21 protein-coding genes are annotated in these 23,395 nt (G+C 52.1%); 19 read left to right on the top strand and 2 right to left on the bottom strand.

Annotated elements, in window-relative coordinates; all coding sequences use genetic code 11:
• Positions 1–21: 21 nt before the first annotated feature.
• A complete protein-coding gene (queA, locus tag CFLAV_RS15035) occupies positions 22–1,098 on the bottom strand; it encodes a tRNA preQ1(34) S-adenosylmethionine ribosyltransferase-isomerase QueA (protein WP_007415620.1) in 1,077 nt (358 codons plus the stop codon).
• 320 nt (positions 1,099–1,418) lie between these two features.
• On the opposite strand from queA, the gene CFLAV_RS32370 reads away from it, so the two are divergent.
• The 19 genes from CFLAV_RS32370 to CFLAV_RS14940 all read left to right on the top strand — a co-directional run bounded on the left by CFLAV_RS32370 (position 1,419) and on the right by CFLAV_RS14940 (position 22,443).
• The gene (locus tag CFLAV_RS32370) at positions 1,419–1,883 is read left to right on the top strand and encodes a division/cell wall cluster transcriptional repressor MraZ (RefSeq protein WP_007415619.1); all 465 of its coding nucleotides are present in this window, start codon (positions 1,419–1,421) and stop codon (positions 1,881–1,883) included.
• A gap of 47 nt (positions 1,884–1,930) precedes the next feature.
• Complete coding sequence (locus CFLAV_RS15025; protein ID WP_237712403.1) at positions 1,931–2,536, top strand: hypothetical protein; 606 nt, start codon at positions 1,931–1,933, stop codon at positions 2,534–2,536.
• A gap of 15 nt (positions 2,537–2,551) precedes the next feature.
• A complete protein-coding gene (rsmH, locus tag CFLAV_RS15020) occupies positions 2,552–3,481 on the top strand; it encodes a 16S rRNA (cytosine(1402)-N(4))-methyltransferase RsmH (RefSeq protein ID WP_083808950.1) in 930 nt (309 codons plus the stop codon).
• 6 nt (positions 3,482–3,487) lie between these two features.
• Positions 3,488–3,886 (top strand): hypothetical protein, encoded by a 399-nt coding sequence (locus tag CFLAV_RS15015; RefSeq protein WP_007415616.1) that lies wholly within the window; start codon positions 3,488–3,490, stop codon positions 3,884–3,886.
• A gap of 74 nt (positions 3,887–3,960) precedes the next feature.
• Positions 3,961–5,865, top strand: coding sequence for a peptidoglycan D,D-transpeptidase FtsI family protein (locus tag CFLAV_RS15010; protein ID WP_007415615.1), 1,905 nt, complete (start codon positions 3,961–3,963; stop codon positions 5,863–5,865).
• Positions 5,866–5,895: 30 nt separating this feature from the next.
• The gene (locus CFLAV_RS15005) at positions 5,896–7,272 is read left to right on the top strand and encodes a UDP-N-acetylmuramoyl-tripeptide--D-alanyl-D-alanine ligase (RefSeq protein ID WP_007415614.1); all 1,377 of its coding nucleotides are present in this window, start codon (positions 5,896–5,898) and stop codon (positions 7,270–7,272) included.
• Positions 7,272–8,441: a phospho-N-acetylmuramoyl-pentapeptide-transferase gene (gene mraY, locus CFLAV_RS15000; protein WP_007415613.1), complete on the top strand. Its 1,170-nt coding sequence runs from the start codon at positions 7,272–7,274 to the stop codon at positions 8,439–8,441. The genes CFLAV_RS15005 and mraY overlap by 1 nt, the downstream gene beginning before the upstream one ends.
• Positions 8,442–9,875 carry a UDP-N-acetylmuramoyl-L-alanine--D-glutamate ligase gene (gene murD / locus CFLAV_RS14995; protein ID WP_007415612.1) on the top strand — a complete coding sequence of 478 codons (1,434 nt, stop codon included), beginning with the start codon at positions 8,442–8,444 and terminating at the stop codon, positions 9,873–9,875. It abuts the gene before it with no gap.
• Positions 9,876–9,985: 110 nt separating this feature from the next.
• Positions 9,986–10,804 (top strand): LysM peptidoglycan-binding domain-containing protein, encoded by an 819-nt coding sequence (locus CFLAV_RS14990; RefSeq protein ID WP_007415611.1) that lies wholly within the window; start codon positions 9,986–9,988, stop codon positions 10,802–10,804.
• A 59-nt stretch (positions 10,805–10,863) separates the two neighbouring features.
• Positions 10,864–12,000 carry a putative lipid II flippase FtsW gene (gene ftsW, locus CFLAV_RS14985; protein ID WP_007415610.1) on the top strand — a complete coding sequence of 379 codons (1,137 nt, stop codon included), beginning with the start codon at positions 10,864–10,866 and terminating at the stop codon, positions 11,998–12,000.
• Positions 12,000–13,175, top strand: coding sequence for an undecaprenyldiphospho-muramoylpentapeptide beta-N-acetylglucosaminyltransferase (murG, locus tag CFLAV_RS14980; protein WP_007415609.1), 1,176 nt, complete (start codon positions 12,000–12,002; stop codon positions 13,173–13,175). Before ftsW ends, murG begins: the two co-directional genes overlap by 1 nt.
• A 68-nt stretch (positions 13,176–13,243) precedes the next feature.
• Positions 13,244–14,155, top strand: coding sequence for a UDP-N-acetylmuramate dehydrogenase (gene murB, locus CFLAV_RS14975; protein WP_007415608.1), 912 nt, complete (start codon positions 13,244–13,246; stop codon positions 14,153–14,155).
• Between the two features lie 105 nt (positions 14,156–14,260).
• Positions 14,261–15,160 carry a D-alanine--D-alanine ligase gene (locus CFLAV_RS14970; protein WP_040548885.1) on the top strand — a complete coding sequence of 300 codons (900 nt, stop codon included), beginning with the start codon at positions 14,261–14,263 and terminating at the stop codon, positions 15,158–15,160.
• Between the two features lie 22 nt (positions 15,161–15,182).
• Positions 15,183–16,148: a cell division protein FtsQ/DivIB gene (locus tag CFLAV_RS14965; RefSeq protein ID WP_007415606.1), complete on the top strand. Its 966-nt coding sequence runs from the start codon at positions 15,183–15,185 to the stop codon at positions 16,146–16,148.
• Positions 16,141–17,361: a cell division protein FtsA gene (gene ftsA / locus CFLAV_RS14960; RefSeq protein WP_007415605.1), complete on the top strand. Its 1,221-nt coding sequence runs from the start codon at positions 16,141–16,143 to the stop codon at positions 17,359–17,361. Before CFLAV_RS14965 ends, ftsA begins: the two co-directional genes overlap by 8 nt.
• Before the next feature lie 58 nt (positions 17,362–17,419).
• Positions 17,420–18,745 (top strand): cell division protein FtsZ, encoded by a 1,326-nt coding sequence (ftsZ, locus tag CFLAV_RS14955; protein ID WP_160164587.1) that lies wholly within the window; start codon positions 17,420–17,422, stop codon positions 18,743–18,745.
• 111 nt (positions 18,746–18,856) lie between these two features.
• A complete protein-coding gene (locus CFLAV_RS14950; RefSeq protein WP_007415603.1) occupies positions 18,857–20,092 on the top strand; it encodes a hemolysin family protein in 1,236 nt (411 codons plus the stop codon).
• 4 nt (positions 20,093–20,096) lie between these two features.
• Entirely contained in the window at positions 20,097–21,086 is a 990-nt protein-coding gene (locus CFLAV_RS14945) for a hemolysin family protein (RefSeq protein ID WP_007415602.1), read from the top strand.
• Position 21,087: 1 nt separating this feature from the next.
• Positions 21,088–22,443: a hemolysin family protein gene (locus tag CFLAV_RS14940; protein WP_007415601.1), complete on the top strand. Its 1,356-nt coding sequence runs from the start codon at positions 21,088–21,090 to the stop codon at positions 22,441–22,443.
• On the opposite strand, the gene CFLAV_RS14935 is transcribed toward CFLAV_RS14940, so the two are convergent.
• Positions 22,440–23,273 (bottom strand): carotenoid biosynthesis protein, encoded by an 834-nt coding sequence (locus CFLAV_RS14935; RefSeq protein WP_007415600.1) that lies wholly within the window; start codon positions 23,271–23,273, stop codon positions 22,440–22,442. The two genes, CFLAV_RS14940 and CFLAV_RS14935, sit on opposite strands and share 4 nt — an antisense overlap.
• Positions 23,274–23,395 lie beyond the last annotated feature (122 nt).

Genomic DNA, 23,395 nt, shown 5'->3' with positions numbered 1-23,395 from the left:
CTGAAAATGTTTCGGAATTAATTAAATCACCAGCATGGCATCGCCATAGCTGAAAAAACGATACTTCTCGCGTACGGCTTCAGCATAAGCAGCAAGGACGATTTCCCGACCGCGCATTTCGCCTGGCGCAGCAAAAGCACTCACGAGCATCAACAAGGTGGAGCAGGGCAGATGGAAGTTGGTAAGCAGGACATCCACAACACTAAAGGAGTAGGGGGGATGAATAAAAATTCGTGTGCGACCTTTTCCGGCAATGAGTTTTCCGTGATGTTGTGCGGCCACGCTTTCCAAAACTCGCACACTGGTCGTGCCCACGGCAATGATGCGTCTGCCGGCATGCTTTGCGGTTGTAATTGTCTGAGCGGTCTCGGCACTCAATTCGTACCGCTCCTCGTGCATGACATGTTCGGAAAGAGTTTCTGCTTTAACAGGTGCAAACGTGCCTAAACCGACGTGCAAGGTTACGAAGCAGATTTGAATCCCGCGACTTCGGATTTCATGCAGCAGTTCGTCGGTGAAATGCAAACCCGCTGTTGGCGCAGCCACGGAACCGGCAGGCTTTGCATAAACCGTCTGATATCGAATGTCATCTTCGGCCAAACCTTTGTCGCTATTTCGTTCGATGTAAGGGGGCAACGGGATTTCCCCGAGAGCATCCAGGTTTTCAATAATATTTGGCGTGCCAGTGAAATGGATACGGCGATGTCCTTCGGGATTTGTATCGATAACGCTTGCTCGAATGTGGGCAACCACCCCGGTTTTATCGCGAAAAACCAGTTCAGTTCCAATCCGGGCACGTTTACCCGGTCGCATCATCACCCACCAATCGTTGGTAGCATGTTCCTCAAGCAGTAATACTTCGAATTGGCCATTGGTCCTGGCATTGAGGGCGCGCAAGCGTGCTGGAATCACGCGTGAATTGTTTAAAACAAGAACATCGCCCGGTTTTAGAAATTCCAGGACGTCACGAAATTTACGATGTGCAATTTCCGCAGTGTTGCGTTTCAGCACAAGTAATCGCGACTGATCGCGTGTGGCTGTGGGAGCCTGAGCGATCAGTTCTGGCGGCAAAGCAAAGTCAAAGTCGGAAGTTCTCACTGAAAAAAATTAATCTTTAAACGTTTTCGGACCTCAAAAACATCTTTAACGATATTGGAGCGTCGACAGTTTTCAATTGATCAGTAGTTTTTATACTTTTCTTTAATGTTTCTCTTCGCAGCATCACTTCAGCTTAAGCAAATTGTCTGACTTTAGGACACTCACGCCGTTTTAGATGTTATCCAACATAACTCGCCAATTGTGAATAACTTTTGGATAACATTTTTCGTGGATTGAGATTGACAATAAATGGAGGGAAATGGTTAAAAGTGGGGCGTTGTGTATAACAGTGGGGTGAGGTTGAGCCCGACGTTAAAAAAATGCCCGGCACCGAAACAAACGAAGTGATCTACTACAACTCGCTCTTTCATCACGGAGTGGATGAGAAGCGGCGCGTTCAGATCCCGGCGAAGTGGCGCCCCTCGCAGCCGGATGTGGAGTTCACTTTGATCCTCTGGCCGAACGGCGCACAACCCGACGCTTGCTTGATGGTTTTGCCGCCAGCGGAAATGGCGGCGTTGGCAGAAAAAATTCGCCAGATGTCATTTGCAGATCCGAAAGCATCGGCACTGCGTCGCTTGTTGGGAAGCAAATCCGCCAGCTGCTCGCTGGATAAAGGCGGGCGCATTTGCATTCCAGAGTCGATGGCGAAAGCCGTGGGAATTGATAAGGAAGCGGTGATGGTTGGTTTGGTGGACCGGTTCGAGATTTGGAATCCCGAACGATATGAAACCGTGAGTGCGGTGGACGCGGCCCTGTTACCTGAAGCCTTTAAACTGATTTAATTATGAGCCTGGGACGATTTCTCGCAGCGGGAAGAAGTTTAATGGGAATGAGTGACGCCGATAGTCGCTATCTGATGAGAAGCAAAAATCGGTTGCCAAAGTTTGACTCGGAAAAAAATCCGTTCGCCCATACGACCAAACCGGAGTTCCCGAAGGTTGTGGGTTCGGTTTGCGCACCAACGAAAATTGAACCGGCCGCCATTGAGGCGGGTGCGCTTTTTGATCAGGAGGCGGAAGAAACAAAGTTGGCGACTGGAAATGAGGCCGTCCCGGTGGCGTTGCCCGCAGAGAAAATCGAACTGAAGGCTGCGCCCGTATCGATCACAGTCCCGGTGACTCGGAAAACAAATTCAACTCGGATGAAAGATTTTTTTAAGAAAATGAATCCGCTTCCGCAATTGGCTGTGCTGAAGGTTGGCGGAAAGACAAAAGCTCATAAGCCGGTCAGGACTCACGTGCAGACAGAGCTATCGCTGGAAAAAGTAAAACCAGTGCGGAATGACCTGAGCGACTCGGATCTGGAAGTCGTCAGCCCCAAACGGGCGCAACTGCCCAAGGGACCGCAACCGTATCTGAAACCATTGACGAAGACGGAACCAACAACCTGGAATCGATTGACTTCGCGCTTTTTCGGGCCTACCGAGGTCCGCTAAGGGAGCCCATGCGCAGTGCCAAATTTCAATCACAAACCGGTGATGTTGGCGGAAGTGCTGGCCGCACTAAAAGTGAAGTCGGGCGGCAAGTACGCCGACGGGACGCTCGGTGGGGCTGGTCACGCAACAGCCATTTTGGCCGCGAGTTCGCCGAATGGATGGTTGTTTGGGTGCGATCGAGATGGCGTCGCGGTTGAGGCGGCACAGGCGCGACTGGCGGAGTTTGCCGGAAGATTTGAAATCAGCCGCGGAAATTACGCGGAGCTCTTTGAAACGCTGGAACCGGAAAGTTTCGATGGGGTGCTGCTGGACCTGGGTGTGAGTTCGCCGCAGTTGGATGTGGCGGAACGCGGGTTCAGTTTTCAGCAGGAAGGCCCACTCGACATGCGGATGGACAAGCGTCAGCAATTGACGGCGGCAGATTTGTTGAACCACGCAAGCGCAGAGGAACTCGCTGAGATCTTCTGGAAACTGGGCGATGAGCCACAGTCGCGAAGGTTCGCACGGGCCATCGAGCATGATCGGCAGCAGCGACCATTTGAAACCACTGGTCAACTGGCTGGTCTGATCGAGCGCCTTGCGCCGCGTCATGGGAAAAAGGCGCATCCCGCCACGCGAGTATTCCAGGCGTTGCGGATGGCGGTGAACGATGAACTCGGTTCATTGGAGCGCGGGTTGACTGGCGCAGTGAGGATTTTAAAGCCGGGCGGCCGGTTGGCGGTGATCACGTTTCACTCGCTGGAAGACCGCAAGGTGAAAGAGTTCGGACGGCAAAAGTCGCGGGACTACACGTTCGAAGGTGAAGTGGATGTGCCGGAATTGCGAAAGCCTCGCACTCCGGAGTTGAAATGGGTGCAGCGGAAAGCGGTGCTGCCGGGCGAAGCGGAGCAGAAGGAAAATCCGCGGAGTCGGAGCGCGCAGTTGCGCATAATGGAAAAAATTTAAATTAACATGGCACGGAATCGTAAACATCAATCGGCGGCAATCCGCTTTGGTCCGGCATTGAAAGCCTTGCTTCTCTGCCTGGCAATTGGCGGTTCTGGCATCGGCTACGTCTGGCAAAAGCAGCAGATTTCCGAACTGTCTACCCAGATCCGGAGACGGGAAGCTCGCATCATCGAAGTGCGTGAACAGAACGACAAGTTGCGCAAGCAGCTGGCCACGCTTCTCTCTCCCAAATATCTGGATATGCGGGTGAAGGAATTAAAATTAGGGCTTGTGCAGCCACAGCCTGCTCAGATTTGGCGATTGACCGAGCCGGCAGTGGAACCCGCTGCGCCTGTGCCTCCGCGCGAGCAACAGTATGCGGCTGACCAGGATCACGTGCTGGCTACGGCCATGACGAAATAACGCTTTTTACCGCCGCCCGTGACGCCGTCGGAGAGGAACCGATCGGCACGGGCGGTTGGTAAATTCAATCAGAAATGGCAAAACGGTTGCAATATCGAAGGTTGCTGATGTTGGCGCTCCTCCTGGGAGCCGCCTTCGCGGGACTGGGCTATCGCCTTGTGGACCTACAGGTCCTCAGACACGAGGTGCTGGAGACCAAGGCCCGTGAAAACACGCAGCACGTTTACCAGCTGGAGCCGCGCCGCGGAAACATCCTCGATTCCAAGGGAAATCTGCTGGCCACCAGTATTTTCGTAAAAACGGTTTGTGCCGACCCGGCGCTCATCGGAAATCGTCAAGCGGAGGTGGCGCATGTAGTCGCTCCGATTCTGGGCTTGAATGAGGCAGAGCTGACGCAGCGCTTGATGCCGCGCATCGGCAGGGATGAGAAGGGTGAAACCAGGACCAACCATTACGTGGTTCTTAAGCGGAAAGTTTCGAGTGATGACTGGCAGAAGGTGCAGTCCGCGATGTCCAATGCTGTTTTTGCCGGGGAAGAAAATATTACTTCCAAGAAGGAGAAGGCTTTTTATCGCAATTTACGAGCCAAGGCCATTTCCACTGATCCGATCGATGACCAGTTGCGCACTTACCCCAACCAAAGTCTGGCCTCTCACGTGATAGGTTTTACCGGAATCATTGAACGTACCAATGGTGTCGGCAGGTTTTTAGAAACCATAGGGATAGACGGTATTGAACGGATGCTGGATGCGAAACTTAAAGGAGTGCGTGGTTGGAGGTTGACGGAAGTTGATGGTCAAAAACGTGAGATCGTTTCATTACGCGAACAGGATGTGGAGGCTAATGATGGTTTGAATGCAGTTCTGACAATCGATTCCGGCTTGCAGCACATTTTGGAATCTGCCCTTGCTGAAGGTTTGCAGAAGGAATCGCCCGCCGCAATTTCGGGCATGATTGTTCGTCCGAAAACCGGGGAGATTTTGGCGATGGCAGTCCTTCCCAGCTTTGATCCCAACAGCCCGGGCGGAACGGCTGATGCGCGTCGTAATCGATTGATTTCGGACATGAATGAACCGGGATCGACGTTCAAGATCGTGGTTGTTTCCGGTGCTCTTAATGATCAGATGGTGAAGTTAAGCGACATGTTCGATTGTGAGCATGGACGGTTTGCATTTGCCGGCAGAACTCTTCACGACCATGCGCAATATGGTACGCTTTCCACGGAGGGTATCATCACGAAGTCTTCCAACATTGGTGCAGCTAAAATTGGAATCCGCATGGGGGAGGCCAAGCTTTACCAATACATGAAGGATTTTGGATTTGGCGACAAGACCGGGATACTTCTTCCCGGGGAGATTGGCGGGTGGGTGCATCCAGTAAAGGATTGGACCAAGGTTTCCATAGCCCAAATTCCCATGGGCCAGGGAGTCGCTATCACTTCCATGCAGATGTGCATGGCAATGTCCGCCATCGCAAACAAAGGTGTGTTGATGAAGCCGATTTTGCTGGATCGCCTGGAGGACAATGGAGGCAACGTGGTTGCCAGATATGCTCCGCAACCGGTGCGGAGAGTCATCAGTGAGGAAGCGGCGAGAGAGATGATTGAGGCGCTGAAGACGGTCCCCACCAAGGATGGCACGGCGCCGAAGGCGGCGATGGAGCATTACACCGTGGCGGGAAAAACCGGCACAGCTCAGAAAGTCCCTTACCATTTGAATAAATTCTACGCCTCTTTCATCGGATTCTTTCCGGCGGACAATGCCGAAATCTGCATCTACGTCTCGATGGATGATCCTAAAGGACATCTGCACCAAGGCGGCCAAGTGGCAGCCCCAGTATTCAAAGAAATTGCTGAGAAAGCAGCCAACTACCTGAACATCCGACCCGATAGAGATGTGGAAATTGGGCCACCTAATGTGATTGTGCCGGCAGATGCCGGGCAGCAGCAGCAGAAAACAGTAGCCAGCAAGACGCTTTAGCACGCCTGTTGTCAGGCTTACGCGATTATAATGGAACCTCGTTCTTTGACATATGTAGCTGCGAGTATGCTTGGGGAACTGCGGGCCGGTTCTCCCGAGACCCGGGTCGCGAGGGTTTGCTCTGACTCACGTCAGGTACAACCGGGAGACCTGTTCTTTGCTTTGGCTGGCGAGCGCTTTGACGGGCATGAGTTCATAACCGAAGTAGCGAGCAAAGGGGTTGCCGCAGTGGTGGCAGAACGCACGAGGATGACGGGCAAAATGCCAGAGTGTGGTGTCATTGTCGTGGACAATACACGCCAAGCATTGGGCAGACTGGCTGCTCGCTATCGACAGGACTTTCAGCTGCCAATCATCGCTGTTGGGGGTTCCAACGGGAAAACGTCCACGAAGGAACTCCTGGCTGGCGTGTTGAAAAAGAGGCTGAATACGCTCTGGAGCGAGGCCAGTTTTAACAACGATATTGGAGTTCCTGCCACTCTCCTCAGGCTTGAAAAGGCCAATCAGGCCGCAGTTTTGGAGATCGGAACCAACCATCCGGGCGAGTTGGCTCCGTTGGTAAGCATGATCCAACCCAAGTTTGGCATCATTACGAGTATTGGTCGGGAACATCTGGAATTTTTTGGTGATGTGGCAGGAGTGGCAGATGAAGAAGGCTGGTTGGCTGAGTTGCTGCCCGCAGATGGAAAACTTTTTTTGAATGGCGACAGTGACTGGACCAAGCAGATTGCCCGCCGAACGCGAGCGACTGTGGTTCGTGTCGGTTTTGGAGCAGGGAATGATTGGCGGGTAACTGATGCTAAGATGGATTTGCAAGGTGTTGTTTTTCAAGTAGATGCACCAGATAAAAGTTTATCGGGTCAGTATCGAACGGCGCTTTTGGGACGGCATCAGGCCTTAAACGCCACGTTCGCTCTCGCAGTTGGAGCGGAGTTGGGATTGACGAGAGACCATTTAGAGCAGGGTTTGTCAGACTGCAAGTCAGCAAAAATGAGACTACAACTCTCAAATTGGAATGGGATATGCGTAATAGATGACGCATATAACGCGAACGCTGATTCCATGCTGGCCGCCTTGAATACTTTGCAGGAGATGCCATGTGTGGGACGGCGGGTGGCAGTGTTGGGAGACATGGCCGAATTGGGTGCTCACAGCGAAGCGGCGCACGAAGAAGTAGGGCGCCGGGTTGCTGAGTTGGGGCTCAATCGGCTTTTTGCCGTTGGCAAAATGGCGGGAGCGATGGCGAAGTCGGCGCGTGATGCGGGATTGGCAGAGGCCAGCGAATTTGATGATGTGCCTGCGGCTGCGGCAGCAGTGAAGAATTTTTTGAAGGCAGGCGACGTGGTTTTGCTAAAGGCATCTCGCTCCACTCGTCTGGAACGGTTGTTTGAGATGTTGAAGTCGTAATGGCGACTGGGAAAGTCTTAATGTTTTATTATTTGAGCGATTATCTGATGGATCGAGCCACGGGAACTTCCTGGGAAGCATCTCTATCAGGTTTGCGCCTTTTTCATTACATCACATTCCGAAGTGCTGGCGCAGCAGTCACAGCTTTATTGATGAGTCTGTTACTGGGGCCGCGGGTGATAGCCTGGCTGAAGGAATTGAGTTTCGGGCAAAACTATCAGGATCGTGCCGAGGCGGCGGGCAACTTTGCCGGGCGTACCGGCAAAAAAGTAGGGACACCCACGATGGGTGGTCTTTTAATTATCGTGACATTGAATGCATCCACGTTGCTATGGGCCCAGTGGAACACACTGGTGCAACTGACGCTTTTATCGGTCGTGGTTCTGGCCGGATTGGGCTTTTACGATGACTACACCAAAATTAGCAAAGCCAGCAGCGGCGGAGCGAAATCGCACATTAAGCTGTATGTGCAAATCGCGTTGGCACTCTTCATTGGCGTTTATCTTTGGCGTCTGCCAGCCACCAGCAAGTTAATCACAGATGTGATGGTTCCATTTTATAAATACCCGATACTTTCAAGTGCCGGAGTGCTTGGGTTGGTGATCACGATGCTCACCATCGTCGGCAGTTCCAACGCAGTCAATCTCACGGATGGATTGGATGGCCTGGCGATTGGATGCACGCTGATTGTGTCATTCGTCTTTTTGATTCTCACTTACCTGTGTGGAAATGCAAAAGCGGCGGATTACCTCCAAATCCCCCACGTGCCTGGAGCTGGTGAACTGACCGTTATCTGCGCTGCAATAGTCGGCGCTGGATTGGGTTTTCTCTGGTATAATTGTCATCCTGCGCAGGTGTTCATGGGCGATACTGGCTCGCTCGCCCTGGGAGGAGCCTTGGGAATCATCGCGGTTCTGATTCATCAACCACTGGTGCTGATCATCGCCGGAGGAGTCTTTGTCATGGAGGCGCTCTCGGTTATTTTGCAAACCAGCTATTTTCGCCTGACCAAGAAACGATTCGGGGCGGGACGACGCCTGTTTCTAATGGCTCCCATCCATCATCATTTTGAGAAGAAGAATTGGACCGAAACCCAGGTGGTTATGCGGTTCTACATTTTGTGTGTCTTGTGCGCTGTCGTGGCCTTAAGCAGTTTGAAAATCCGTTAAATGTTTAATCTCGAGAACAAAGAAGTTTTAGTGGTTGGCCTCGGTGCCCGTGGCCGTGCGGCTTGCGAACTCTTAAACAAGAGTGGCGCGAGTGTCACGGTCGTTGACAAGGCTAACACTGAAGATTTGCGTGCTGCGGCGGGCAAAATGCGCGCTTTGGGAATTCAGGTTGAATTGGGGGCTACTGTTTCTCCGAAGCGGGAGTTCAATCTGGCCGTGGTTAGTCCGTCGGTTTCAGCCAGTAATCCGATGGTGCTGGAACTTTTGAAGCGCAAGGTAAACGTTATTGGAGAATTTGAACTTGGTTTCCAGCAATCCAAATGTTTGAGCATCGCCATTGCGGGCACAAACGGCAAAGGAACGACTGCGGAATTGGTTGAAAGCATCCTCACTCACAACAATCGAAAGACCTCCTTGTGTGGACATGGTGCCCGGCCGGTATGTTCGGTTGTACCGGAAACCAAGGAAATGGATTTTCTGGTCCTGCAGGCGAATTCCTTCCAATTGGAAACGACTCAGTTTTTCCGCCCAGCCGTGGCTGTGCTTATGAATCTGGCGCACGATCATCTGGATCGGTATGCGACGCATGCGGATTATGTCCGTGCAAATGCCCGATTGTTCCAGAACCAACAGGCGTTTGACTGGGCCATTGTTCAAAGTGAAGCGTTGGCACAATTGCGCTTGTTGGACGTTCCAATCCCCTCAAAAATCATTACTTTCAGCGCCAATAATCGGCGTGCTGATATTTTCCTGGACCGGGGACTGCTGATAAGCCGGTTGCCGGGTTGGGAGGGACCACTGTGGAACATGGACGAATGCCTGCTGCGCGGATCGCATAATGCCGAAAATGTTATGGCTGCCCTGGCGGTGGGTCATGTTCTAAGGATTCCGCTCGAGGAGATTGTCAATGCTTTAAAGACCAAGGCTCCCGGGGCGCATCGATTTGAATTTGTGGCGGAGGTCAACGGGGTAAAATATATCAACGATTCCAAAGCCACGAACGTCGACGCTTTGCAAAAGGCATTGCTCTCGGTTCCACCCGCTCCAGCAGGCGAGCCAAACATTTGGCTGATCGCCGGTGGAAAAGATAAAAGTCTGGATTACCATGACGTTGGGCCGCTGATGTCGCAGCGTGTAAAAGGGGCTTTTTTGATCGGCGAAGCGCGCGAAAAAATTCGTGCTGCCTGGAGCCTGTTTACTCCTTGCACTACTGTGAGTTCATTGTTAGAAGCTGTCGGAGCAGCGGGAAAATCAGCTGTGCCCGGTGACGTGATCTTGCTTTCACCTGCCTGTTCAAGCTTCGACCAGTTTCGAAACTATCAGCATCGTGGTGAAGTGTTTCGACAAGCAGTCCTCGATTTGGCGACTTCCACCCGTAGTGGCAGTATCAACGACGATTTTCGGTCGAAAGATCAGAATAAAAACGAACCTTAACTAATAATTTTAACAATTTGCCTCGGGATTTTTTGAGGGAAAATCCCGAGGCGAAAAAGAACCAAAATAATACCACCTCAGGAAAGAACGCTAACCAAGCGGCAAAGCAAATGAATAACTCAAATCCACTCGTTCCACAGGGCTCCTTAATGGAGCAACAAAACAAAGGGCGTAACCGATTCAAGGTTGCTGTTTTTTGTGTCATCGCTCTCCACATTGTCTTTTTCGGCGGCTTGTTAATGGTCGGTTGCAAGAAGGATAAGGGAGATACCACAGAAAACACCGGTCCTCAGACTACCAGTAACCTGGACAATACTAATAATACTCCTCCGCCACTGGACACCAATACCAACGGAACACCACCGGCTGTTGTCAACAACAATACGCCTGCTCCTGTCCTGCCGGCACCCCCAACCAATGACGTGGTTGCTCCAACTGTTCCTCCTGTCAGCACCCCTGGTGCGACTTCAGAATACGTCGTCACGAAAGGTGATTCGTACTATACCATTGGCAAAAAGTTTGGAGTTAGTTCGAAGGCCATGCAAAATGCCAATCCCACTATCCCTGCAACCAAGTTGAAAGTAGGCCAGAAGATTCAAATTCCTGCTGCCTCGGCAGCTCCAGCCACAACCGGTAGTACGGCTTCTGGCAGCGCTTCTGTCTCCGCTGATGCGACCTCAGGTGGGGCTTCATACACCGTGAAGTCGGGCGATACCCTGGCGAAAATTGCCAAGAAGTCAGGAGTTTCAGTCAAGGCTCTGCAGTCAGCGAACAACCTGAAGACCGCCCGGATCAAAGTAGGTGACAAGTTGAAGATACCTGCCAAATCGTCTGCTCCGGCAACCACAACTCCGGAGCCAGCACCAGCTGCTTCGGGCACGGGCACTGTTCCTTCTTTGACGGCACCGGCTCCAGCTCCGGCTCATTAAACTCATTTGAGGCGTCGGGTGCCGGGTTACCTCAACCCGGCACCTGACTATTTTTTATCATGAAACTGGCAACCACTGCTTTGGTTTTTTGCGTTGCCGCTCTGCTTGCGCTGGGCATGGTGATGCTTTATAGCTCCAGCATGGCGGACAAGGGGATGCATTATCTAATTATGCAATGCCTGTGGGGCTCGGTTGGGCTCGTGTCCTGCGTCATAGCAGCTTGCGTCGATTACCGGTTGCTGAAGAAGCTTGCATGGCCAATTCTGATTTTTTCGATTGTGCTTTTGGTTTTCGTTCTCGCAGGCCCGGCAAACTACGCGCCGCGAATCAACGGAGCGCGCCGCTGGCTCAACTTTCATGGATTTAGATTTGAACCCTCAGAATTAGCAAAGCTGGCGCTTATCATTGCGGTGGCCTGGTATGGGGACCATTTTCAGCGTAAAATGCACACCTTCAAGAATGGTATTGTACTGCCAGGAATCATGATCGGTTTTGTTCTGGCGTTTATTTTTGTTGAGCCCGATCGCGGTACTACGATTTTGATGGCTGGCGTCACTGGAATCATGCTTGTCGTATGCGGGGCCCGTCTTAAATTTATTGTGCCGCCTGGGGCCTTGGCTTTGGCCGCATTCGGATTCTCGCTTTTATATGATCCCATGCGCAGGGCACGCATGTTGGCATGGCTGCATCCTGAAGAACACAAAATGGATATTGGTTATCAGGCCAACCAGGCGATGCTGGCCTTGGGAGCGGGTGGTTGGACTGGAGTCGGTCTTGGTAACAGCCGCCAGAAACTCGGTTTTCTTCCGGAACATCATACAGATTTTATTTTGGCCATTGTTGGCGAGGAACTCGGGTTGGTGGCCACGCTGCTGGTGGTGTTGACCTTCATTATTATCATCGCTTGCGGTTTGTATATCGCCGGTCGTTCTTCGGATACATTCGGTTTACTGCTCGCCTCTGGTCTGACTTCTCTCATCGGCCTGCAGGCGGTGATTAACGTTGGGGTGGTTACCAATACGCTCCCGAACAAGGGATTGCCTCTACCTTTTATCAGTTACGGTGGATCCAATTTGCTCATGATGCTAACCGCCATTGGATTGTTGGTAAGTGTGGCCCGAAAAGCACGTCCTGTGAACGCGAATGTAAGCGAGACAGTGGAAGCTGACGCAATTCCTTCTCCACAACTTTCGTAATGCAAAATAACCAGCAAAAACCCCGGGTCGCCATCGCATGCGGTGGAACAGGAGGGCATCTCTTCCCTGGATTGGCGGTCGCGGAGCAATTAATGCGACGCGGTTGTACGGTTTCAGTGTTGATCTCGCCCAAGGAAGTCGACCAACAGGCGATCAAGACTGCTTCGGGAGTGGAGGTGGCCACGCTTCCAGCAGTGGGTTTGGTGCGTGGCAGTCGAATGGCCTTTGTTCGCGGATTTGTGCAATCGTCTCGCGCCGCGCGGAAACTTTTCAAACGGGAAAAGCCTGAAGCCGTTTTGGCCATGGGTGGGTTTACCAGCGCCCCGCCCGTGGTGGCTGCCAGAGCAATGGGAATTCCCACCTTTTTGCATGAATCCAACATGATACCGGGGCGGGCGAATCGCTGGCTCTCCTGGCTGGTTCATCAGGCCTTTATCGGTTTTCCTGGGGCGGCTGCGAGATTGCATAGCCGAAATGTGAAAGTGACGGGCACGCCGGTTCGTCCGCAGTTTCTACCCGGTGATCTAGCCGCGGCAAAGATTGCTCTTGGATTCAGTCCTGAAAAGCCGCTGTTGCTGGTAACCGGTGGAAGCCAGGGAGCAAGCGGCCTCAATGACATGGTTCTTGGCGTTCTGCCGCTCCTGCTTCAGCAAATTCCAGATCTTCAGCTTTTCCACCTGACTGGTCCAACCGATGTTGAGAAAGTGGAACGGGCTTGTGTTGCCCTGGGGATCAAAGCGGTCGTCCGGCCATTTTTTGGGGAAATGAGTCTCGCCTTGGGAGCAGCTTCTGTGGCGGTGAGTCGTGCGGGCGCTTCCTCATTGGCCGAATTGGCGGCCATGCGTTTGCCTGCAGTATTGGTTCCTTTCCCAGCGGCGACAGACAACCATCAATATTTCAATGCCCTTGCATTTCAAGAAACAGGTGCGGCCCATCTGTTGGAACAAAAGCAGGCTACTCCTGAAATCCTAAGTTCGCTGGTTATACAATTGATTCAACAGTCCGCCGCTCGCGAAAAGATGCAGTCGGCGCTCGACGGGTGGCATGCGCCCAAGGCTGCCCAGGTGATTGCTGAAAGCATCATGGATAAGGTCATGAATCGCCGACGTGCCGGGAGTAAAAACCCGTTTTCGGAAACACCGACCATCCAACACCATCAATCCGCCATTTCGTGAACCAAGCCGGCCCAGCAACTAACGTGCGCGCATCCAACGGAGAGTCCTCCGGGCAGAATAGGTCTGACATGAAGTTGCAACTTTTAACCGAATTGAAGTCCAAAGTGTCCGCAAATACCATTTTGCGGGCGGACGAGCCGTTGGCGAAACGGACGACCATGAGAGTAGGAGGCAACGCTGACGTCTATGTAGAGCCAGCTTCTGAAACTGAGCTTGCCCAGGTGCTACAGATTTGTAATCGGCTCCATGCGCCAATCTTTATTTTGGGACGCGGATCGAATCTCCTGGTGCGGGATGGAGGAATCCATGGGGTGGTCATTTGCCTGGTACATCCCAATTTTAGCAAGGTCGAATTTTCGGGCTACCTCATGCATTGTGGTGCCGGCGCCAAATTGAAACAGGTGGCCATGGATTCCAAAAAACATCAGCTCACGGGTCTGGAATTCCTGGAAGGCATTCCAGGAACCGTGGGTGGCGCATTACGCATGAATGCTGGCGCCATGGGTGGGTGGACTTTTGATGTGGTCGAGTCCATTCGATATATGGATTACGGCGGGGAGGTACATGAACAGCAGGCAACCGAGATAAAAGTTGAATACCGTTCCTGTCCTCTTTTGAAGACCCATATCGCACTGGGTGCAGTGCTCAAGGGGCACCCGTCCAATCGTGAAGTGGTGGAGAAACGGTTGAAAACATTCAGTGCGAAGCGTTGGGAATCCCAACCTGCCGCTCCGAGCGCCGGCTGCATCTTTAAGAATCCGGGAACCATACCGGCTGGAAAGCTGATCGATGAACTGGGAATGAAAGGGACGCGTGTTGGTGGCGCGATGGTTTCCCAGGAGCATGGCAATTTTATCATTAACGAAGGTCAGGCAACGGCAAAGGATGTCCTCAACCTGATCCAGTTGATCAAGCAGCGCGCTCGTTCAGAACGAGGAGTGGAACTCGAAACCGAAGTCGAAATTGTCGGTGAGGATTAGGCATTACGTCTGCGTTGTAAAAAATTCGGTGATTTTTTTGCCAATGGCTTGACTTGTACACGCGAAAACGTGACAACATTTGCACTCAGAATGGTATCCAGCAAAATGTCCAAAATTCTCAAAATTACCGTAATGTTGGGCGGGCCTTCCGCGGAACGTGAAGTCTCTTTGCGCACGGGCGGGGCCGTGGCGAAAGCATTGCGCTCACTCGGCCATCGGGTTGACGAGCTTGATCCGAAAGAGAAAAAGTGGTCGCTGCCAGCGGGGACTGAAGTGGTGTTTCTCGCGTTGCATGGCACCTACGGCGAGGACGGTACGGTACAACGGGAGTTGGACAAACTGGGTATTCCCTACACTGGCTGTGATGCCGAGGCAAGCCGCCTGGGATTCGATAAGATCCTTACCAAACAAAAATGCGTTGAGGCCGGGGTGCCTACGGCGCGTTTCATGATTTTTGAATCCCGCAGCGCCGTGTGGCCGATGGGCTGGCAACCGCCGGTGGTTTTGAAACCAGTGCGCCAGGGCTCCAGTGTTGGATTACAATTTGTTGATCGTGTTGGTGACTGGAGCAAGAAACTCGCAGAAGCTTTGCGCTATGATACCCAGGTGTTGATGGAAGAGCGGATTCTGGGAAGAGAAACCACCGTTGGCATTCTTGGAAACCGGCCTCTGCCAATCGTGGAAGTCCGTCCGAAGGCTGGTAATTACGATTATCAAAATAAGTACACAGCAGGTGCGACGGAATATCTTTGCCCTGCGCCCTTTGACGAGGCAGTAACAGCCAGGATTCAGGAAGCGGCACTTGGAGCTTTTAAAGCCATTGGCGGCCGTGATTATTCCCGGGTGGATGTAATGGTCCGGCCAAATGGTGAACCAGTTGTGCTGGAAGTCAACACGCTGCCGGGGATGACCGAGACAAGCTTGTTGCCTAAAGCCGCCATGGCGGCAGGCATCGGATACGCTGAGTTGTGTCAGCAGATGGTTGATCTGGCATTGAAGAGGTAACCGCAAAATAGAGAAGGGCATTATGGCTCTGTTGAAACGAAAGCCGAAAAACCGCCGGTTAAACCGCGATCACGTACTGGACGTAAAGTTGCGCTCGGACCAGGTGCGGGCGACGCGCATTCGTATCAGTGCCATCGCTCTGGGCCTGGTCTTTGCCACGATTTTCTGCCTTTACGTTTTCTGGTGCACAGGTACATGGGCTTTGAATGCCTTGGTTTACCAGAATAAGGCTTTCGCCATTCAGGAACTCGATATCCAATCAGACGGGGTGCTTGCGGTTGAGCAATTACGTATTTGGGCCGGAGTCAGAACCGGACAAAACCTGCTTGCCCTTGATTTGGGACAGGTGAAACGGGACCTGGAAATGGCTTCCGTCATTAAATCTGTGGCGGTGGAACGAGTGTTGCCGCACACGCTTCGGTTGCGCGTTTCCGAGCGTGAACCACTGGCGCAAATCTATGTGCCGGTAGCCCGTACCAATGGAACTGGACTCGATTTGGGAATCCTGCACGTGGATTCAGATGGCTATGTCATGGCAGTGATCGATCCCAAACAACGTGCTGCCGCCGCGATCCAAACCAACGACGTGTTGCCAGTCATTTCAGGGATTAACCTCAACCAACTGGTTCCTGGCAAGCGGCTGGATTTACTGCAAGCCCGATCGGCCTTGCAACTAGTCACGGCATTTGAACGCTCACCCATGCAGGGCATGGTGGAACTGAAGAAGATTGATGTCTCTTCGCCAGAAATTTTGGTCGTCACGACGGGGCAGGGAACTGAGGTCATTTTCTCCACTCAGGATTTGGATCGGCAATTGCGTCGCTGGCGTGAAATCTACGACCAAGGGCAAAAGATGACCAAAGCCATAGCGACTCTCGACTTGTCAGTGCCCAATAACATTCCGGCACGCTGGGTTGAAGCGAGTTCGGTTCCGCCGGTAACTCCCAAAACCAAATTCTCACAACGTAACAGGAGGAAAAATGTTTGATCCTGGATCCTTGATTGTCGGACTGGAAATTGGAACTTCCAAGGTTTGCGCCGTCGTGGGCGAAGTGAACTCCACCGGAGCTCTGAATCTCATCGGCGTGGGGCAGGCGCGCTCCCGCGGTGTGCGGAAAGGCGAAATTGCCGACGCGCCCCTGGTGGAGGAGGATGTACGCAATGCCATCGTCGAAGCCGAGCAGATGGCGGATGTCGAAATACGGAGTGTCTATTTGGGGGTGACTGGAAGCCATATTCGTGGATTCAACAATCGAGGAGTTCATCCGGTGGTTTCAGCAGACCGTGAGATTACAGAGGAGGATGTGCAGGATGTCATCAAAAACGCCAAGGCCATCAATCTCCCCGCGCAAAACCATGTACTTCATGCCATTCGCCAGCATTTCACTGTGGATGGACAGGATGGCATCGTCAATCCGACCGGCATGTTGGGGGCCCGGGTAGAGGTGGATGTGCACGTGGTGCATGGGAATTTTAACCGTTTGCAGAACCCCATTCGAACCGTGAAAGGATTGCAACTGGAAGTGGAAGCCATAGTTTTCAATGGGCTCGCTTCCTCGCTGGCACTGCTCACCACCGAACAAAAGGAAATGGGAGCCTTGGTGATCGATATCGGTGGCGGCACGACGAATTTCGCGGTTTATGCAGATGGTATCATAAAGCATACAGGTGTGCTCGCGGTGGGCGGCGATCATGTTTCGAATGACCTGGCTTATGGATTGAAGGTGCCGCTGGGACGTGCGGAACAACTTAAGATTGAACGCGGATCGGCCACGGCAGATGATAATATAAAAGGCCAGAGCTTCAGCATTTCCAGCGAACTTGGATTGCCTGAAAAGAGCATTAATCTCGAACACTTGCGTCGGATTATGACGCTTCGGTTGGAGGAAATTTTTCAGTTAATTGAGCAGGATATTGCTCAATCGGGATTGTTGGATTATTTGCGGGCCGGCGTTTTCATTTGCGGTGGTGGAGCCCGCATTCCGGATATTTTAAAGCTGGCAGAGAGGGTGTTTCAATTGCCGGCCTCTCTCGGCAAGGCCAATTCCATCAGCGGAATCAAATCGGCGCTCGATCAGCCGGAATTCGCTACCGCCATAGGCCTAGTAAAGTTCGGTTCGTTCCAACAAAAAAAGCGTAGAACGGGAATAACTGAGGGTATCCGGCAAACGTTCACGGATATTTTTAATCGTAAATCGTAAACGCCGAGCTCGCGTTCAAGACTCAAGTTCAGAACTAATAGAGATTATGGAATCTGAAATGAACATAATGCCTGAGGCGGCGCCAATCGGAAAAAAGTTTTCGCTCAAAGTTATTGGCGTCGGTGGTGCGGGCGGCAATGCCACGGAATACATGTCCCAACAGACCTATGAGGGAATAAGCTTTCTGGCGATCAACACTGACGCACAGGCGCTGAACCAGTTGGGAGTGGCCGAGAAGATCGTTCTGGGTTCCAAGCTTACGCGTGGTTTGGGCACGGGTGGTGATCCTGATATGGGACGTGCTGCTGCAGAGGAGGACATTGACCGAATTCGGGGTTTGGTAGCTGGCGCCGATGTCGTTTGCGTCGTGGCCGGAATGGGTGGCGGAACAGGAACCGGGGCGGCGCCGGTGGTTGCAAAGCTGGCAAAGGAAGGCGGTGCGCTGGTGCTGGGCATCGTCACACTTCCATTTGAATTTGAAGGTTCCCGCCGTGGGCGTCAGGCGCAACTCGGCTTGCGCGATTTAAAGAGTGAGGCCGATGGTGTGATCTGCCTGCCGAATCAAAAGGTTTTTAAGCTTATTGACGAGAATACCAGCGTCAACGAGGCATTGAAGATTACCAACGAGTTCCTGGCTCAAGGTGTGCGAGGCATCTGGCGGCTATTGAATCAAACCGGCCTCATTAATGTTGATTTCAATGACCTCTGTGCAGTGTTGCGGGGACGTCACGAGGAAAGTTCCCTGGCCACAGTCGAAGCCTCAGGTGAGAACCGCTCGAAGGAAGTGGTTGAAAAACTCCTGGCGCATCCGTTTCTTGAAGGCGGCCAGGTGATGTCCGAAGCAGATGCGGTTCTGGTAAGCCTGGCGGGTGGTCCTGACATGACGATGACCGAGATCAATCGCATCATGGAACAGATCAACCGTCATTGCGAAAATGCCCACATCATCATGGGAGCTGGCATTCATGAGAGCTTCGCTGGCCGGTTATCAGTTACGCTGGTTGCTTCCCGACGCAACAGCCGTGAGGAAAAGCCTAGCTCCCGTCAGATGCACACACAGGTTGCACCAAGAGAGAGCGTCGAGACGGGTTCTCCCACTCAACAAGAAAAAAATATTTTAAATCCGGAGGTGACTCCGCGGCCGACTTCGAGATACGTTCCGCCAGCTCCATCCCTGACACCGCAACAGACTGAGCATCTGATTTCCTCCCAAGGCAAAACCAGTTCCGGCCGTTCACGCAAAAAATCCTTTGCGATGCTCCAAGGGCAATTGCCGTTGGAAATAGTGTCCAAAGGCCGGTTTGAGAAGAGCGAACCGACGATCCACCAAGGCGAAGATCTGGACGTGCCGACTTATATCCGGCGCGGAGTGGCGTTAAACTAGGTCACAAACCAGGCATCCTCCTGACAGAGCGAAGGTTATTGCGTTGCAACAGCGTTGGAAGCAAGGGTTTTGTTCTTTTGCCTTTGCAATTTTAGCCCCATATTAATTTACATGGCACTCATGCCATATGTGTCTCTTTTTGGGGTGTTGATGTTTGCGGGGTGGAGTTTTTTCTTTGCCCTGGCAGAGTCGGCATTGTTTTCCCTTGGAAAGTGGCAAATTCGACAATTGGAGGAGAAAAAGCGAGTGCCTGGAGGATTGGTGGCGCGCTTGCTGGTTGAGCCACAGCACCTGCTTGCCACCATTGTCCTGGGAAATACGGTATCCAACGCTGCGATCCTGGCCATAACTCTCTGGGCCGCTCCATGGGACGACTGGTTGTTTTTTGTACTACTGCCCTGTTTGCTGGTTTTGATCCTGATCGGTTGCGAGGTGGTGCCCAAAACACTGGCTGTGCGGGCACCCGAAAAGTGGGCATTACGTGTGGCGCGCCCCATGCACTTTCTGCTGAACGTGACTCGTCCGTTCCGCTACACAGCCCAAACGATCACCACGATGATTTTAAAGGCAGTTCTTCCGAAGTCGGCACGCTCACCATCCGTGCTTTCGGACGAAGAGTATCAGGAGCTATTGGAGCTGGCTTATCAACAGGGGACTTTGGCCCAGTCCGAAAAAGAAATTATTCTCCAGATTATCGGCCTGGACCGTGAAACTGCCAAGGATGTAATGAAGCCTCGCGCGCAGATGGCCTGTATTCCAGATGATCTTCCAGTTGAAGAAATGATTGCGGCCGCCCGCAAATACAAACACAGCCGGTTGCCGCTCTACGATGAATCTCCTGACACTATCGTGGGGGTATTAAATGTCCGGACACTTTTGATCGATCCAGAGACAGATCTGGCGGACGTCATCGAATTTCCTTCCTTTGTGCCGGAAACCATGAATTTGCTTCAGCTTTTAAAGAGTCTCCAACGGCAGCAACGCGGTCTGGCGATTGTCCTGGATGAGTTCGGCGGAACTGCCGGGATCATCACCATGCAGGATATCCTTGAAAAGATGGTTGGAAAAATCCGTGGGGAAGGAGAACCGGAAGGCTTTGTAATGGAGAAATTGGGGCCCGGACGCTGGCGGGTCAATGGTACTATGCGGTTGGACGATTTCCGCCGGGAGTATCCTGCTCTCGGGGAAGTTCCCGAGATTGATACCATGGGAGGACTCGCTGTGGCGCAAAAGCAAACCGTTCCTGCCACGGGTGAATCAGTAAGTTTTCGCGGTTTACGACTAAAAATAACCTCGGCCGATGAACGTCGCGTGCGAGAGTTATTGGTGGAGGTGATGAGGAAATAATCCCATGGCTGGCACATTGCTCATCGTCATCGTAATTGGAATTTGTCTTATCCTCTCCTTCATTTTTTCAGGGATGGAGGCGGGTGTGCTGGCATTAAGTCGCATACGGATACGTCAGTACGCACGTTCGGGGAATCGCAAGGCAATGGTTTTGCTCCAATACCTCGAGCAGCCGGAAAATTTTCTTTGGACAATTCTTATTGGCAACACCCTGGCAAATCTCATTGCTGTGGGAGTGCTGGTGGTTCTTCTGCGTCGATGGTTTGGCCAGCATCCGATTCCACTGCTGGCGGGCTTCATCGTCATCATGTTTCTTTTTTACACCTTTTTCGAATTGTTGCCAAAGATGCTCTTTCGCGCCTATCCCAATCGTTTATGCATGGCGGTGGCGATACCATTTAGAATAACCTATATGGTGCTCTCCCCTTTGGTATCATTGGTTACGAGTCTGTCTCATGGCTTGCTGCGTTGGACCGGGGGGAAAACATTTACGGGCAACTTATTCGGCAGCCGGGATGAAATGCGGCTGGTGATGCAGGAGTCAGCCCAGGGACTTACATCCGAAGAACGCATCATGATTAATCGCGTCCTGGATTTGCAAAATATTACAGTGCACCAGGTGACAATCCCGATGGAGAAAGTTGCGACCGTTTCCGTCGATACGCCGATGAGCGAAGTGCTCAAATTGGCTCAGGAAAGACGCGCTACCCGCCTGCCGGTTTTTAGGAATGACGGGATTCAACGGCGGGTCATTGGGGTTGTCAGTCTGAGAACCGTATTATACCAACCTGATTTGGATGTCAGAAAAACGGCCGGTGATTATGTCAAGCCGGCGCTATATCTGGAAGAAGGAATGCGTTTGGAGGACGCTTTGAAGCGGATGCAAAGAAGCGGGGAACGGCTGGCGATAGTGCTTGGGCGGAATCAACGCGAAATTGGGATTGTAGGCTTGCAAGATATCCTCAAGACCATGTTCGGAGAGGTGCGGCTGTAGAATGGATACATTCAGCACAAACGTAGTCAGACTGCTGGGGGTTTTCGGCCTGGTGCTGCTGAACGCCTTTTTTGTGGCTGCTGAATTGGCATTGGTTAAAGTTCGCGACACACAGGTGGAGACTTTGATTTCGAAGGGAAACCGACGCGCGAAGATATTGCGCTTGCTGACCAAAAATCTTGATGCTGCCATCAGTGCCACGCAGGTTGGCATAACGTTGGCCAGTCTGGGACTGGGAATGCTGGTGGAGCCTGTATTTAAGGCGCTGCTGGATCCTGTGTTTGGCTGGTTGCATGTGGATTCAGAAACCATCAGACACACGGTGGCGCTTTCGCTCGGGTTTTTCATCAACACCTTCCTGCTGATTGTCGTCGGTGAGCTGGCTCCCAAGGCAATCGCCCTGCGCAAGACCGTTCCCGTGGCACTTTGGACAGCTCAGCCGCTGGCATGGTTCGCATTGATTACGCATCCTTTTGTTTGGCTCCTAAATCATTCCGCCCAATGGCTCCTGGATCAATTTGGAATCAAGGCGGTCGACGAGCACGAACGGTCTCATTCCGAGGAGGAACTACGCCTGTTATTCACCTCAACACAACGACAATCGGGTGCCACAAGATTTGGACGAGATATTGTGATGAATGCCTTGGATTTGAGACTACGCATTGTTCGCGAGGTGATGCGTCCAAGGCAGGAAATTACATTCCTGGATACCGAAGCCAGCATCACTGAGTGTTTGGATGTGGCGGAAAAAAGTCGCTATTCCCGCTTTCCATTGTGCGAAAATGGTGATTTGGACAAAACACTGGGGGTGATTCATATCAAAGATCTTTTTGCCATGCGGATCAAGGCTCGCAGCGGAGCGGATTTGAAACCGGTGGTACGCAAACTGATTTATGTGCCCGAAACAGCGCGATTGGAAAAGCTGCTTCAGCTCTTTTTGGATCGAAAACTGCATTTTGCCATTGTAGTGGATGAATATGGCGGAACAGTAGGCATGGTAACCCTGGAAAACGTCCTGGAGGAACTCGTCGGTCAAATTCAGGATGAGTTTGATCAGGAGAAACCACTTGTAACCAAAACCAGCGGTCAGACCTGGGAAGTGGCCGGAACCCTGCCTTTGCATGAGCTATCGGAAATTGTGGGTGAAACATTGCAGGAAGAGGGAGTTACCACCGTCAGTGGTTGGGTGACGCACCGACTGGGCGGATTTCCCAAAATGGGTGACATCGTTACCGTGGGTGACTACTCGTTAAAAGTGGAAGAGATGGAGGGAATGCGCGTGGCTACGCTCAAGCTAACCCGTGTGCGCGAGACTGAAAAGCAGGTGGAAAGTTCATCCGATCAACAGAAATCCTAGCTGACATTATCAGTCTTTGACCGCGCTCCTGCCACCGCTGACGGGGAGACAATAATGACAGTAGCAATTCCTAAAATCCCTGCGGTCAAGAGGTGATGATGAAGGTTCGCGGTGGTTAAAAGTCCGAGGATTATTAACCAGATTAGCAGTGGAAGAAAATCAACCGGCTCGCTCTTGACTGGTTTTTTATTGATGAACCAGAGCGTTGTGAAGGCAAGAATGATTAGCGAACCGATGAACCAATCCAGGAAGGTGGTCCAAGGCGTATCATACCACGAAATCCTTTGAGTGGTGAAATGCCAGTAGTCATTCACGCGGGTGGCGAACGGTTCCAGTTGGAAACTGAGCAGAACAATCAACAGGCTCGTTAAGCCCATCATCCCGAACCCGTAATAGCGCGCTTTGCGCCAGGGACGAAGAATCAGTTTGGCAACGCCTCGGGAATTAATGAGGAGAGTCACCCAGATGAAAGGCATCGCCCAGGGGACACGGCCAAACAATTTATGCCCGAACACATTAGTAAAGCTTATTGGGCCGGACAGGATTCCGATTCGTACCTCTATCATCGTAAGCACGGTCGATATTACGATCACATAGATTGCAACCATGATGGAGTTTTCGGCAGGCAAGGTGCGCATAAGCGTAGCCACGCTCAAGATGGCGGCCATAACAGGAAAACCGTCTCCCAGAATTCTGGCATTTTGCAATGGAAACATTGCAAGATCCCCCAGCAACCTTCCCATACAGCAGGCGAGGAATAGTATCCAGAGAAGTTTGTAAACCCAATTTGCCAGGCGACCGTTACGGTTCAAATTGTGGTCAGTTAACATCAGGATTTAATTTTCAGGCTCGCGGATATTAGTTGTTATGTTCAACGGTACCTAGGCTGACTTCGATCCGTAATCTGGCATGACGATTGCGTGTTCACCAAGATGGTAATATGTACAGTCTA

This window comes from Pedosphaera parvula Ellin514 (assembly GCF_000172555.1).
Lineage (GTDB): Bacteria > Verrucomicrobiota > Verrucomicrobiia > Limisphaerales > Pedosphaeraceae > Pedosphaera.
Note: the sequence above shows the minus strand (reverse complement) of the source record. Positions and strands in the feature narration are given on the sequence as shown.

Coding starts and splice junctions, on each gene's coding strand:
- CFLAV_RS32370 (WP_007415619.1), top strand. CDS start 1,419: ATGCCCGGCACCGAAACAAACGAAGTGATCTACTACAACTCGCTCTTT.
- CFLAV_RS15025 (WP_237712403.1), top strand. CDS start 1,931: ATGAGTGACGCCGATAGTCGCTATCTGATGAGAAGCAAAAATCGGTTG.
- CFLAV_RS15015 (WP_007415616.1), top strand. CDS start 3,488: ATGGCACGGAATCGTAAACATCAATCGGCGGCAATCCGCTTTGGTCCG.
- CFLAV_RS15010 (WP_007415615.1), top strand. CDS start 3,961: ATGGCAAAACGGTTGCAATATCGAAGGTTGCTGATGTTGGCGCTCCTC.
- CFLAV_RS15005 (WP_007415614.1), top strand. CDS start 5,896: ATGGAACCTCGTTCTTTGACATATGTAGCTGCGAGTATGCTTGGGGAA.
- mraY (WP_007415613.1), top strand. CDS start 7,272: ATGGCGACTGGGAAAGTCTTAATGTTTTATTATTTGAGCGATTATCTG.
- murD (WP_007415612.1), top strand. CDS start 8,442: ATGTTTAATCTCGAGAACAAAGAAGTTTTAGTGGTTGGCCTCGGTGCC.
- CFLAV_RS14990 (WP_007415611.1), top strand. CDS start 9,986: ATGAATAACTCAAATCCACTCGTTCCACAGGGCTCCTTAATGGAGCAA.
- ftsW (WP_007415610.1), top strand. CDS start 10,864: ATGAAACTGGCAACCACTGCTTTGGTTTTTTGCGTTGCCGCTCTGCTT.
- murG (WP_007415609.1), top strand. CDS start 12,000: ATGCAAAATAACCAGCAAAAACCCCGGGTCGCCATCGCATGCGGTGGA.
- murB (WP_007415608.1), top strand. CDS start 13,244: ATGAAGTTGCAACTTTTAACCGAATTGAAGTCCAAAGTGTCCGCAAAT.
- CFLAV_RS14970 (WP_040548885.1), top strand. CDS start 14,261: ATGTCCAAAATTCTCAAAATTACCGTAATGTTGGGCGGGCCTTCCGCG.
- CFLAV_RS14965 (WP_007415606.1), top strand. CDS start 15,183: ATGGCTCTGTTGAAACGAAAGCCGAAAAACCGCCGGTTAAACCGCGAT.
- ftsA (WP_007415605.1), top strand. CDS start 16,141: ATGTTTGATCCTGGATCCTTGATTGTCGGACTGGAAATTGGAACTTCC.
- ftsZ (WP_160164587.1), top strand. CDS start 17,420: ATGAACATAATGCCTGAGGCGGCGCCAATCGGAAAAAAGTTTTCGCTC.
- CFLAV_RS14950 (WP_007415603.1), top strand. CDS start 18,857: ATGGCACTCATGCCATATGTGTCTCTTTTTGGGGTGTTGATGTTTGCG.
- CFLAV_RS14945 (WP_007415602.1), top strand. CDS start 20,097: ATGGCTGGCACATTGCTCATCGTCATCGTAATTGGAATTTGTCTTATC.
- CFLAV_RS14940 (WP_007415601.1), top strand. CDS start 21,088: ATGGATACATTCAGCACAAACGTAGTCAGACTGCTGGGGGTTTTCGGC.
- CFLAV_RS14935 (WP_007415600.1), bottom strand. CDS start 23,273: ATGTTAACTGACCACAATTTGAACCGTAACGGTCGCCTGGCAAATTGG.